Raw genomic sequence first — 11,529 nt, forward strand, 5'->3', positions numbered from 1 at the left:
GTTTACTCCGCCGGTTGCAGGGCGGGGGCGGGGGCTGGCAGCACCACGCCCTTCCGCGCCAGATGGAAGAGCGCGCCGATATAGGCGGCAAGCAGCAGGACATAGACCGCGAGATAGGCAAGAAGCGACGACAGCACCATGCCGCTTGCCACATTGCCAACTGCGGCCTCGGTGGTCAGCACGCCCTGCACCAGCCAGGGCTGGCGGCCGATCTCGGTCGTGTACCAACCGGCGAGGGTGGCGAGCCATCCCGCGAAGGTCATGCCGGTGAGGGCATATAGATAGGGGCGCGGCAGGTGGTCCGCCCCGCGCCGCCACAGGAGCGCCACGCCAAGCCATGCGGTGGCAAGCATCGCCATGCCGGTGCCGACCATCACACGGAAGGACCAGAAGACCGGGGCCACGGGCGGATGCAGGGCGCTGCCATCTGCGGCGACAAAGTCGTTCAGGCCCAGCACCACCCCTTCGGGATCGTGTTTTAGGATGATCGAGGCCATGGACGGGATGGCGATTTCATAACGGTTCTCGCGCGCCTCGCCGTCCGGCAGGGCGAAGAGGACGAGGGGGACGTTGCCTTGCGTCTCCCAGTTCGCCTCCATCGCGGCGACCTTTTGCGGCTGGTGCTCCAGCGTGTTCAGCCCGTGCATGTCTCCCGCGATGATCTGGAGGGGCATGAGAAGCGCGCCAAGGATCAGGCCGAAACGCAGGCCCGTGGCGGTGGCGGGGTCGCGCATCCCGCGCAAGGCACGATAGGCCGAAAGCCCCGCGATCAGGAAGGCCACGGTCAGCGCGCTGGCAAGCAGCATATGCGCCAGCCGGTAGGGCATCGAGGGGTTGAAGACGATGGCGAACCAGTCGGTCGCATGCACCACCCCGTCGCGCAGCTCATAGCCCGCAGGCGTGTGCATCCACGAATTCAGCACGATGATCCAGAAGGCGCTCATCGTCGTGCCGAAAGCCACAAGGAAGGTGGCAAGCGTATGGACCCAAGGCGGAACCCGCGCGGCACCGAACAGCATGATCCCGAGGAAAACCGCTTCGAGGAAGAAGGCGGTCAGCACCTCGTAGGCAAGAAGCGGGCCCGCGATATTGCCAACGGTCTCCATGAAACCGGGCCAGTTGGTGCCGAACTGGAAAGACATGGTGATGCCCGAGACCACCCCGAGCGCGAAGGACAGCGCAAAGACCTTCACCCAGAAGAGATAGAGGTCCATCCACTTGCGGTCACCAGTGATCTGGAACCTCAGCTTGAAGAACAGCAGCACCCAGCCCAAAGCGATGGTGATGGTGGGAAAGAGGATATGAAAGGAGATGTTCGCACCGAACTGTATGCGCGAGAGCAAAAGGGTATCCACGATGCACCTTTCCCGAATGGTTTCGCTGCATGTAGTCCGCGCCGCTCCGGTTGTAAGAGCCTGCGGCAGCCCGCCTCAGGTCCGGCATGACCCGCGATTTTTCTGCGAAAAATCCCGCAAGCCTCGGGGCGTCGCGCCGGTGGCAGCGTTGCAGGTGAGTATTTGGGCAAGGATGAAGGGATAGGGCGTGCCTTTGCCCCCTTTCATATTCGTCCAAATATCCTCGGGGGGGGCGCGGCATGCCGCGCCGCGGGGGGCAGACGGCCCCCCTTCCTTTGGCCGGGGCTGAAGGGGCCTGTGGCGTTGTGCTTGATTTTTCGCAGAAAAATCGGGGGTGTCTCAGCCGCCGGTATGGCTCATGTGCCGTGTCATCTGGCCCGCGACGGACTGGCGGGAATAGTCGAAGTCGTGGCCCTTGGGCTTGCGGGCGATGGCGGCGCGGATCGACTGTTCCAAAAGCGCGTCATCGGGAGTTGCACGCAGGGGCGCGCGGAGGTCGGCCATGTCCTCCTGACCGAGGCACATGTAAAGCTCTCCGGTGCAGGTCAGCCGCACGCGGTTGCAGGATTCGCAGAAATTATGGGTCAGCGGGGTGATGAAGCCGATTTTCTGCCCCGTCTCGTTGATCCGCACATAGCGCGCGGGGCCACCGCTGCGTTCGGCAAGTTCGGTCAGCGTGAAGCGTTCGGCAAGGCGGGCGCGCAGGTCCGACAGGGGCCAATACTGGTCAAGCCGGTCTTCGTTGCCCAGATCGCCCATCGGCATCACTTCGATGAAGGTCAGGTCATGGCCTTCGCGCGCGCACCAGTCGAGCAGGGGGAAAAGCTCGTCCTCGTTGAATCCCTTGAGTGCGACGGCGTTGATCTTGACGCGCAGGCCCGCTTCCCTTGCGGCTTCGATCCCGTCGAGCACCTGGCCCAGGCGGCCCCAGCGGGTGATGTCGGCGAATTTCTGCGTGTCGAGCGTATCAAGCGACACGTTGATGCGGCGGATTCCGCATTCGGCCAGCTCGGCGGCATATTTGCGCAGCTGCGAGCCGTTGGTCGTCAGCGTGAGTTCGCGCAGCGCGCCGCTTTCAAGATGCCGCGACATGGCGCGGAAAAAGGTCATGATTCCCTTGCGCACAAGCGGTTCGCCGCCCGTGATGCGCAGTTTTTCGACACCGAGATGGACGAATGCCGTGCAAAGGCGGTCAAGCTCTTCCAGCGTCAGCAAATCGGCCTTGGGCAGGAAGGTCATGTTTTCCGACATGCAATAGACGCAGCGGAAATCGCATCGGTCGGTGACCGAGACCCGCAGATAGGAAATCGGGCGGGCGAATGGGTCGATGAGCGGTGCGCGGTCCATGCATGATAGTTAGGAAGTCGCGCAAGGTCGCGCAAGCACGGAAGCGTCGGTTGCGCGGTCGCGGGCGTCAGACTATCGTCGGGCTATGAAACAGGTTTTGATCCTTTCCCTTGCGCTTCTGCTCGCGTCCTGCGCCGTGATCGACCGTGTGCGCGGCCGTCCTGCCGAGGCGGCGCCCGCCTCGGTGGCAGGCTTCCCCGGTGCGGCGGTGGCGCAAAGTGCCGAGGCGCTGGACGGCACGACGGAGGCCGAAAAGACGGCGGCGCTTTCGGCGGGCGCAGCGGGCGGGACGGCCTTGGGAACGGTCACGGTCTCGCTCGGATCGCCGGCCGAGCAGGGATTCTGGCTGCGCTCCTCGCTGGTCACCGCACCCGCCAAGGGGCGGGTCGTGACAGACGAGGGCGCCTCGATCGCGGTCGATCTGCTGCCGGGAAGCGGGGCGGCGCAACTGTCGCTGCCCGCATTCCGCGCGCTGGGCCTGCCGTTGACAGGCTTGCCGCTGGTGACGGTCTATTCCGGCTGACACGGCCCAGCCCTGCCAATGCCATGCGGAATCTGGCACGGCAGACGCGCCCGATCAGCCGAGGAAGCGGGCGGCTTCCTTGCGGGCAAAGGATTTGAGGCCGGCACCATGCGCATCGAGGAAGGCGCGCGCGCGCTGTGCGTCGTGCTTTGACAGATCGCGTATCCACCATGCGATGGCCTTCTGGATGAACCAGTCGCGGTCCGTGATGTAGCTTTCTGCCCATGAGAGCGCGGTTTCGCGGATCGCGAGATCGGCATCTTTGGGGAAATTCATCTTGGCATAGGGCAGGGTGATGACAAGCGCCGCGCGGCGGGTCCACATGTTGGGGCTTTGCGTCCAGCCGGCGACCGTTTCGATGCGCGACGGATCGGCGACAAGGCGCTTTTGCCCCGCAATGGTCGCATGGTCCGCCACGGCCCAGCCGTCGAATCCTTGCGCCCAGTCGCAGACAAGCTGCCATGCGGCCCCGTCGGGGCGCATGCGGGCCTGCGCCAGAAGTTTGGCGGCCGCGACCATCGCCTCGTGGACATTCGACTGCCAGAGGCCCGCCGCAAGGGCGATGCGGTCGTCGAGTGAAAGCGCGGCGCGCCATTCGGCGACCAGCTCTTCGACCTGCGGAACGGCGACGCCCAGATAGCGGCGCTTCACCTTGTGATAGGCCGCAGCCTCGGCCGCCTTGGCGGGATCGGCAAGGGCGGACAACTGGTCCAAAGCGGCTTGCGCCTCGGGCGACAGGGCGACGACAGGCTCTGCCTCTATCCCTGCATCGGCTGCGGGCGCGGTTTCTGTTCCGGCCTCTTCCGGTTCGTCCATCGGTTCGTCGACGAAAGTTCCGGTCATTCCACGGTCACCGATTTTGCAAGGTTGCGGGGTTGGTCCACGTCTGTGCCTTTCGCGATGGCGGTATGATAGGCCAGAAGCTGGGCGGGGATGGCGTAAAGGATCGGGGCAAAGACCGGCGGCATGTCGGGCAGGGTCAGCGTCTTCCACGCACCGGCCCCGGCCTCGGCCACGCCATGCGCGTCCGAGATCAGCAGCACCTTGCCGTGGCGGGCCATGACTTCCTGCATGTTCGACACGGTCTTGTCGAACAGCCCGTCGCGCGGCGCCATGACGATCACGGGAACGGCGGCGTCGATCAGCGCGATGGGCCCGTGCTTCAGCTCGCCCGATGCGTAACCTTCGGCATGGATGTAGCTGATTTCCTTGAGCTTCAGGGCGCCTTCAAGGGCAAGCGGATACATCGCCCCGCGCCCGAGGAAAAGGATGTCCTGCGCCTTGGCAAGATCGTCGGCGATGGCGGCGATGGGGGTCGAAAGTGACAGCGCGTGGTTCATCAGACCCGGCAGGTTGCGCAAGGCGTCAAGATGCGCGGCAAGCGCGACGTCGTCGATCCTGCCGCGGTCATGCGCCGCCTTCAGGGCCAGAAGCGCCAGCACCGTCAACTGGCAGGTGAAAGCCTTGGTCGAGGCCACGCCGATTTCCACGCCCGCCAAAATCGGCAGGGCAAGGTCGCTTTCCCGCGCGATCGACGAGGTGGGCACGTTCACCACCGAAACCACCCGCGCCACCTTGCCATTGGCATAGCGCAGGGCGGCAAGCGTATCGGCGGTCTCGCCCGACTGGCTGACGAAAAGTGCCCACGAGGCCGGCGACAGCGGCGGCTCGCGGTAGCGGAATTCCGAGGCGACGTCGATCTCGGCAGGCAGGCCCGCGATCTGTTCGAACCAGTATTTCGCGACATGGCAGGCGTATGAGGCGGTGCCGCAGGCGACCATCGTGATCCGGTCGACGCCCGTGAAATCGACGCCTTCGGGCAGGCGCAAGGTGCCTTCGGCCGTGGTGTAATGTTTCAGCGCGTCGGCGATCACCACGGGCTGTTCGGCGATCTCTTTCGCCATGAAATGCTTGTATCCGGCCTTTTCGACCCGCGTCGCCTCTATCTGGATGCGGGTTTCCGCGCGGTTGGCGCGGCGGTCGAGGCTGTCGAAGATCTCGGCCCCCTTGCGGGTGAGGACGGCCCAGTCCCCTTCTTCGAGATAGGTGATGCGGTCGGTCATGGGGGCAAGGGCGATGGCGTCCGACCCAACGAACATCTCGCCCGTGCCGTGGCCGATGGCCAGCGGGCTGCCCTTGCGGGCGGCGATCATCAGATCATCCTCTCCTGCAAAGAGGAAGCAGAGGGCAAAGGCCCCTTCAAGCCGCGCGATGGTGTCGCGGGCGGCGTGGATGGGGCTCAGCCCCTCGTCCATGAAACGCTGCGCGAGCAGGGCAACGGTTTCGGTGTCGGTCTGGGATTCCTGCGCATAGCCCGCCTCGGCCAGTTCGGCACGAAGGGCGCGGAAGTTCTCGATGATGCCGTTATGGACGACCGCGACGGGGCCGGCCTTGTGCGGGTGGGCGTTGGTGACGGTCGCTGCGCCATGCGTGGCCCAACGCGTGTGGCCGATGCCGGATTTGCCCGCGAGCGGTTGGTGCACCAGCAGGTCGGACAGGTTGACCAGCTTGCCCACAGCCCGGCGGCGGTCAAGCTTTCCGCCGTTGACCGTGGCGATCCCTGCCGAGTCATAGCCGCGGTATTCAAGCCGTTTCAACGCCTCGACCAGCAAGGGGGCGGCTTCATGATTGCCAAGAACACCAACAATTCCACACATTATGACTGACCTTTGGCTTTGCTTGCCTTGATGGATTTGAGCTTTTCGAACAATTTGGTGGCAAGCCCCTCTTTGTTCACCTGCTTTGCGCGGCCGATGGCGATGGCTTCGGCGGGGACGTCCTCGGTGATGACCGACCCCGAAGCGGTCAACGCACCGTTGCCCACGCTGACGGGGGCGACGAGCATCGTGTCCGATCCGATGAAGGCGTTCTTGCCGATGCGGGTGCGGTGCTTCATCACGCCGTCGTAGTTGCAGGTGACGGTTCCGGCACCGATGTTGGTGAATTCGCCCACATCGGCGTCACCGATATAGGAGAGGTGGCCGACCTTGACGCCTTCGTCGAGGATCGCGTTCTTGATTTCCACGAAATTGCCGACATGGACATGTTCGGCCAGTTCCGCGCCGGGGCGCAGGCGGGCGAAGGGGCCGACGTCCGAACCGCGGCTGATATGGCAGCCTTCGAGGTGGCAGAAGGCCTTTACCTCGGCCTCGGATTCGATGGTGACGCCGGGGCCGAAGACGACATTCGGGCCGATGACCGCATCGCGGCCGATCGTGGTGTCGAGCGCGAAGAAAACGGTATCGGGCGCGGTCAGGGTGACGCCGTTCTCCAAGGCCTCGCTGCGGGCGCGTTGCTGGAACAGGGCTTCCGCCTGCGCAAGTTCGGCACGGGTGTTGATGCCAAGGGTTTCAGCCTCGTCGCAAAGAACTAGGCCCGCCGAAAGCCCCTCGGCGCGGGCCAGCGCCACGATGTCGGTCAGGTAATATTCTCCGGCCGCATTGTCGTTCGTGACCTTGTGGCAAAGGCGGAAAAGCGTTTCGGCATCGGCGCAGATCACGCCGGAATTGCAAAGAGTTATGGCGCGTTCCTGATCGGTCGCGTCCTTGTATTCGACGATGCGGTCAAGCGTGTCTCCGCGGGCGACCAAGCGGCCGTACCGGCCCGGATCGGCGGCGGTGAAGCCAAGGACGACCACGGCATGGCGCGCGCGGGCTTCGAGCATCGCCTCGAGCGTTTCGGCGCGGATGAAGGGGGTGTCGCCGTAAAGCACGATGGCATCGCCGGATGCGCCCTGCATCGCGGCTTCGGCTTGCAGCACGGCATGGGCTGTGCCGAGTTGCTCCTCTTGCCGCGCGGTCAGGGTGCGGTCGTCATAGGCAAGTGCCGCCTTGTCCACGGCCAGGGCGCCGTGGCCCGTGACGACGACGGTCCGTTCCGGATCGAGCGCGCGGCCTGCGGCCATCGCATGGTGCAAAAGCGGGGCCGCGCCAAGGCGGTGCAGCACTTTGGGCAGATCGGAATTCATCCGCGTGCCTTGCCCTGCGGCGAGAATGATCAGCGAGACCTGCATGCTGCCCCTTTCCTTCTTGTTGCGCCCGTTTTACGCCCAAAGGGCAGGTCCGCAAGGGGCGGCCTTTCACACGAGGTTTCGGGGTGTTGCAAGCGAAACGAACGGTGGTCTTCGATCTTGACGGCACTTTGGCCGATACGTCGGCCGATCTTCTGGCTGCTGCCAATGCCTGTTTTCGCGCGATGGGCCACGGCGATGTGCTGACGCAGGCCGATGCGCTGACGGCATTCCACGGCGGGCGGGCCATGCTGCGGCTTGGCTTTTCGCGGCTGGGGGGCGTGGACGAGGCGGCGGTGGATGCGCACTATCCGGTGTTGCTGGCGGCCTATGCCGAAGGGATCGACACCCACACGCGGCTTTACCCCGGGGCGGTCGCGGCGCTTGAAGCATTGTTGTCTCGGGGCTTTCTCCTTTCTGTTTGCACCAACAAGCCCGAGGGGCTGGCCGAAACGCTGCTGCGGCGGCTGGGGGTGCGGGACCTTTTCGGCGCGCTGATCGGGGCCGATACGCTTGCCACGCGCAAGCCTGACCCCGCGCCCTATGTCGAAAGCGTGCGGCGTGCAGGGGGCGAGGTGGCGCGGTCGATGCTGGTGGGCGATACGGAAACCGACCGCAAGACGGGGCTGGCGGCGGGCGTGCCCGTGGCGCTGGTGACATTCGGGCCCGAGGGGCATGATATCGCGCGGCTTGAACCCGAAGCCCTGTTGCATCATTTCGATGCCTTGCCGGAACTTGCCGAAAGGATGCTTGGCTGATGGATCACGGAACCGCCGAACGTTTCACCGGAAGTTTCACCCAGCAAGAGCCGATCCCCGAGGCCGGGATCGAAGCGGCCATTGCCGTGCTGCGGCACGGGCGCTTGCACCGCTACAACACGGCTCCCGGAGAGATTGCCGAAACCGCGCTGCTGGAAGAGGAATTCGCGGCGCTGGTGGGGGCGAAGTATTGCCTTGCCGTCGCGTCCGGCGGCTATGCGCTGGGCTGCGCGCTGCGGGCGGTGGGCGTGGCGGCGGGCGATGCGGTGCTGACCAACGCCTTTACGCTGGCCCCTGTTCCCGGTTCCATCGCGGCGGTGGGGGCAAGGCCCGTTTTTGTCGAGGTGACGCAAGAGCTTACCATCGACTTGGCGCATCTGGAGCGGGTGGCTACAGACAGCGGGGCGCGGGTCTTGATGCTGTCGCATATGCGCGGGCATCTGTGCGACATGGATGCGCTGATGGCGCTGTGCGACCGGCTGGGTGTGACGGTGATCGAGGATTGCGCCCATACGATGGGGGCAAGCTGGAACGGGGTTCCTTCGGGGCGGCACGGGCGGGTGGGGTGCTATTCGATGCAGACCTACAAGCACATCAATTCCGGCGAGGGCGGGTTTCTGGTTTCGGACGACGCAGAGGTGATGGCGCGGGCCGTGCTGCTGTCGGGGTCCTATATGCTTTACGGCCGGCATCGGGCCGCGCCGCCTGTGGAAGTGTTTGAAAACATTCGCCTCGATGTGCCAAACGTGTCCGGGCGGATGGACAATTTGCGCGCGGCGATCCTGCGGCCGCAGCTTGCCTTGCTGGAGGACCGGCGCGAACGCTGGGGCGTTTTGTACCGGACGATGGAGGCGGGGCTTGCCGATACGGGCGGCTTGCGGCTTGTGGCGCGGCCCGAACAGGAGGTCTATGTCGCCTCGAGTTTCCAGTTCCTGTTGCCCGACTGGCCCGAGGGGCGGATCAGGGCGTTGATCGGGCGCTGTGCGGCGCGGGGGGTGGAGTTGAAATGGTTCGGCGCGCCCGAGCCTGTGGCCTTTACCTCGCGCTACGAGCATTGGCGCTATGCCGACCCCGTGCCTTTGCCGCAGACCGATAAGGTCTTGGCGGGATTGATAGATATGCGCCTGCCGCTGACCTTTGCGCCCGAGGATGCGGCGCTGATCGCGCGGATCATCCGGGCCGAGGTCCAAATGGTGCTGCAATCGGGGGAAGAGGGGGCCGCGACGCTGGCCCTCGGGGACTGAAGCCCCCGTTTTCCCTTGAAAATCAGGGGCCTGCCGTAGCACCGCTTTGCCACAGCGGCACCGTCGAGATCGACATCTTGGCCGAGCCTTCGGTCAATTCCCGCGCATGTGCGAGATATATCAGGCTGTTGCTGGTCGCGTCATAGATGCGGGTCACGGCGAGGGACTTGAAGAAGAGCGAGCGGCCTTCGGTAAAGATTTCTTCACCTTGCGGGCTGCGGTCGATGTCGCCCACGGTGATCGGGCCGGTCTGGCGGCAGGCGATGGAGCTGTTCGAGGGGTCTTCGAACCAGTTGCCCTGCACCAGACGGTCAAGGGTGGAGCGGTCGAAATAGGCGATGTGGCAGGTGACGCCCGCGACCTTGGGATCGGCCAAAGCCTCGATAACAATATCATTTCCGATCCAGTCGACGCCGACCTTGCCCACTTCTTCGGCCAGCGAGGGGAGGGGGGCTGCCAAGGCGGCGAGGGTGCAGAGCAGGGGGGCGATGCGGCGTTGCATGGGCGACTCGGGTCCTTTCGGTGACAGGGAAAAGATGGGGACGGCGGAGCGCCCATGTAAGGGGGCGGAATGCACAGTCGATGCACGGATCGGCGCAGGGCTTTTAAGGCTTTGTAGACCTTTGCATACAAAACATGGATTCCATCGTCGCAGGTGCGTCTTTTCCCATGCCCTTCGGTTGACCCCGACAAGGGGGCGGAGTAAACGGGGCCGCAAGAGAACAAGCGGCCCGTCAGTGGTTGCACCTCGCCCGTCGCCAGCACTAGGAGCACCACGTGGACACCCTTCTCCGTGAGTATCTTCCCATAATCATTCTTCTTGCGCTGGCCATCGGCCTCGGCCTTGTGCTGATGCTGTCGGCGGCCGTGCTTGCCGTGCGCAATCCGGACCCCGAAAAGGTTTCGGCCTATGAATGCGGGTTCAACGCCTTTGACGATGCGCGGATGAAGTTCGACGTGCGCTTCTATCTCGTCTCGATCCTGTTCATCATCTTCGACCTCGAAGTGGCCTTCCTGTTCCCCTGGGCGGTGGCCTTCGGCGATCTTTCGATGGTCGGGTTCTGGTCGATGATGGTGTTTCTGGCCGTTCTGACGATCGGCTTTGCCTACGAATGGAAAAAAGGAGCGCTGGAATGGGAGTGAGCACATCCCTCAACCATGCGGGGGCCGACCACGAGGTCGCCACGCAGGCGCTGAATGCCGAGTTGCAGGACAAGGGTTTCATCCTTACCTCGACCGAGGATATCATCAACTGGGCGCGGATCGGTTCGTTGCACTGGATGACGTTCGGTCTGGCCTGCTGTGCGGTCGAGATGATGCACACCTCGATGCCGCGCTATGATCTGGAACGCTTCGGGGTCGCGCCGCGCGCCAGTCCGCGCCAGTCGGACCTGATGATCGTGGCGGGCACCCTGACCAACAAGATGGCCCCGGCGTTGCGCAAGGTCTATGACCAGATGCCCGAGCCGCGCTACGTGATCAGCATGGGTTCCTGCGCGAATGGCGGTGGCTATTATCACTACAGCTATTCGGTGGTGCGCGGTTGTGACCGGATCGTTCCGGTGGACATCTACGTTCCGGGCTGCCCGCCCACGGCCGAGGCGCTGCTTTACGGTATCTTGCAGTTGCAGCGGAAAATCCGCCGCACCGGCACCATCACGCGCTGAGGGGAAGCAATGTCCGAAGCCCTGAACGAGCTTGCCGCCCATATCGCCGCAAAGCAGCCGGAAGCCGTGATCGGCTTTTCGGTCGCCTTTGGCGAGCTGACCGTTGACGTGACGCCGGCGCATATCGAAGCCTTTGTCGAATTCCTGCGGACGGACGGCGCCTGCCGCTTTTCGTCGCTGGTCGACATCACGGCCATCGACCACCCCGAGCGGGCGCAGCGCTTCGACGTGGTCTACCACTTCCTGTCGATGTACCAGAACCACCGCATCCGCGTGAAACTTGCCGTGGGCGAGACGGATATGGTGCCGTCGCTGATCAACGTGCATCCGAGCGCGAACTGGTTCGAGCGCGAAGTCTTCGATATGTTCGGCATCCTGTTTTCGGGGCATCCCGATCTGCGCCGCATCCTGACGGACTATGGCTTTCGCGGCTTTCCGCTGCGCAAGGATTTCCCGACGACCGGCTATACCGAGGTGCGTTACGACGAGGCGCAGAAGCGTGTCGTCTACGAACCCGTCAAGCTGGTGCAGGAATACCGCCAGTTCGATTTCATGAGCCCGTGGGAAGGTGCCGAATACATCCTTCCCGGTGACGAGAAAAAGGCCTGAGGACGGTCGGCGCGGCA

Annotated in this window: 12 protein-coding genes; 6 read left to right on the forward strand and 6 right to left on the reverse strand. The window is 64.3% G+C overall.

Annotated elements, in window-relative coordinates; translation table 11 throughout:
• Positions 1-2: 2 nt before the first annotated feature.
• Positions 3-1,355 carry a cytochrome ubiquinol oxidase subunit I gene (locus H7F16_RS14685; RefSeq protein WP_185798372.1) on the reverse strand — a complete coding sequence of 451 codons (1,353 nt, stop codon included), beginning with the start codon at positions 1,353-1,355 and terminating at the stop codon, positions 3-5.
• A gap of 339 nt (positions 1,356-1,694) precedes the next feature.
• Positions 1,695-2,702: a GTP 3',8-cyclase MoaA gene (gene moaA, locus H7F16_RS14690; RefSeq protein ID WP_185798373.1), complete on the reverse strand. Its 1,008-nt coding sequence runs from the start codon at positions 2,700-2,702 to the stop codon at positions 1,695-1,697.
• Between the two features lie 85 nt (positions 2,703-2,787).
• Between moaA and H7F16_RS14695 the strand changes: the two genes are divergently transcribed.
• Positions 2,788-3,225, forward strand: coding sequence for a hypothetical protein (locus tag H7F16_RS14695; RefSeq protein ID WP_185798374.1), 438 nt, complete (start codon positions 2,788-2,790; stop codon positions 3,223-3,225).
• A 54-nt stretch (positions 3,226-3,279) separates the two neighbouring features.
• Here the strand turns inward: H7F16_RS14695 and H7F16_RS14700 are convergent, their stop codons facing one another.
• Genes H7F16_RS14700 through glmU form a run of 3 tightly spaced genes read right to left on the reverse strand, consistent with a single transcriptional unit; the run spans position 3,280 to position 7,237 of the window.
• A complete protein-coding gene (locus H7F16_RS14700; RefSeq protein WP_422121125.1) occupies positions 3,280-4,068 on the reverse strand; it encodes a DNA alkylation repair protein in 789 nt (262 codons plus the stop codon).
• Positions 4,065-5,882: a glutamine--fructose-6-phosphate transaminase (isomerizing) gene (glmS, locus tag H7F16_RS14705; protein ID WP_185798375.1), complete on the reverse strand. Its 1,818-nt coding sequence runs from the start codon at positions 5,880-5,882 to the stop codon at positions 4,065-4,067. Before glmS ends, H7F16_RS14700 begins: the two co-directional genes overlap by 4 nt.
• Positions 5,882-7,237, reverse strand: coding sequence for a bifunctional UDP-N-acetylglucosamine diphosphorylase/glucosamine-1-phosphate N-acetyltransferase GlmU (gene glmU / locus H7F16_RS14710; protein ID WP_185798376.1), 1,356 nt, complete (start codon positions 7,235-7,237; stop codon positions 5,882-5,884). Before glmU ends, glmS begins: the two co-directional genes overlap by 1 nt.
• 86 nt (positions 7,238-7,323) lie before the next feature.
• Here glmU and H7F16_RS14715 point away from each other — a divergent pair, with 86 nt between their 5' ends.
• Together H7F16_RS14715 and H7F16_RS14720 are read left to right on the forward strand one after the other, a co-directional pair.
• Positions 7,324-7,992: an HAD hydrolase-like protein gene (locus H7F16_RS14715; RefSeq protein ID WP_194308500.1), complete on the forward strand. Its 669-nt coding sequence runs from the start codon at positions 7,324-7,326 to the stop codon at positions 7,990-7,992.
• Positions 7,992-9,236, forward strand: a complete 1,245-nt coding sequence (locus tag H7F16_RS14720) for a DegT/DnrJ/EryC1/StrS family aminotransferase (protein ID WP_185798378.1) — start codon at positions 7,992-7,994, stop codon at positions 9,234-9,236. Before H7F16_RS14715 ends, H7F16_RS14720 begins: the two co-directional genes overlap by 1 nt.
• Positions 9,237-9,258: 22 nt before the next feature.
• Here the strand turns inward: H7F16_RS14720 and H7F16_RS14725 are convergent, their stop codons facing one another.
• On the reverse strand, positions 9,259-9,738 hold the full coding sequence (locus tag H7F16_RS14725; RefSeq protein WP_185798379.1) for a CreA family protein: 480 nt from the start codon (positions 9,736-9,738) through the stop codon (positions 9,259-9,261).
• A 275-nt stretch (positions 9,739-10,013) separates the two neighbouring features.
• On the opposite strand from H7F16_RS14725, the gene H7F16_RS14730 reads away from it, so the two are divergent.
• The 3 genes from H7F16_RS14730 to H7F16_RS14740 are packed head-to-tail and all read left to right on the forward strand — an operon-like array spanning position 10,014 to position 11,512.
• The gene (locus H7F16_RS14730; RefSeq protein WP_185798380.1) at positions 10,014-10,379 is read left to right on the forward strand and encodes an NADH-quinone oxidoreductase subunit A; all 366 of its coding nucleotides are present in this window, start codon (positions 10,014-10,016) and stop codon (positions 10,377-10,379) included.
• The gene (locus tag H7F16_RS14735) at positions 10,370-10,903 is read left to right on the forward strand and encodes a NuoB/complex I 20 kDa subunit family protein (protein ID WP_185798381.1); all 534 of its coding nucleotides are present in this window, start codon (positions 10,370-10,372) and stop codon (positions 10,901-10,903) included. The genes H7F16_RS14730 and H7F16_RS14735 overlap by 10 nt, the downstream gene beginning before the upstream one ends.
• 9 nt (positions 10,904-10,912) lie before the next feature.
• Positions 10,913-11,512, forward strand: a complete 600-nt coding sequence (locus tag H7F16_RS14740) for an NADH-quinone oxidoreductase subunit C (RefSeq protein WP_185798382.1) — start codon at positions 10,913-10,915, stop codon at positions 11,510-11,512.
• The last annotated feature ends 17 nt before the right edge of the window (positions 11,513-11,529 follow it).

This window comes from Paragemmobacter straminiformis, assembly GCF_014243445.1.
Classification (GTDB): Bacteria; Pseudomonadota; Alphaproteobacteria; order Rhodobacterales; family Rhodobacteraceae; genus Paragemmobacter; species Paragemmobacter straminiformis.

Coding starts and splice junctions, on each gene's coding strand:
- moaA (WP_185798373.1), bottom strand. CDS start 2,702: ATGGACCGCGCACCGCTCATCGACCCATTCGCCCGCCCGATTTCCTAT.
- H7F16_RS14695 (WP_185798374.1), top strand. CDS start 2,788: ATGAAACAGGTTTTGATCCTTTCCCTTGCGCTTCTGCTCGCGTCCTGC.
- H7F16_RS14700 (WP_422121125.1), bottom strand. CDS start 4,068: ATGACCGGAACTTTCGTCGACGAACCGATGGACGAACCGGAAGAGGCC.
- glmS (WP_185798375.1), bottom strand. CDS start 5,882: ATGTGTGGAATTGTTGGTGTTCTTGGCAATCATGAAGCCGCCCCCTTG.
- glmU (WP_185798376.1), bottom strand. CDS start 7,237: ATGCAGGTCTCGCTGATCATTCTCGCCGCAGGGCAAGGCACGCGGATG.
- H7F16_RS14720 (WP_185798378.1), top strand. CDS start 7,992: ATGGATCACGGAACCGCCGAACGTTTCACCGGAAGTTTCACCCAGCAA.
- H7F16_RS14725 (WP_185798379.1), bottom strand. CDS start 9,738: ATGCAACGCCGCATCGCCCCCCTGCTCTGCACCCTCGCCGCCTTGGCA.
- H7F16_RS14735 (WP_185798381.1), top strand. CDS start 10,370: ATGGGAGTGAGCACATCCCTCAACCATGCGGGGGCCGACCACGAGGTC.
- H7F16_RS14740 (WP_185798382.1), top strand. CDS start 10,913: ATGTCCGAAGCCCTGAACGAGCTTGCCGCCCATATCGCCGCAAAGCAG.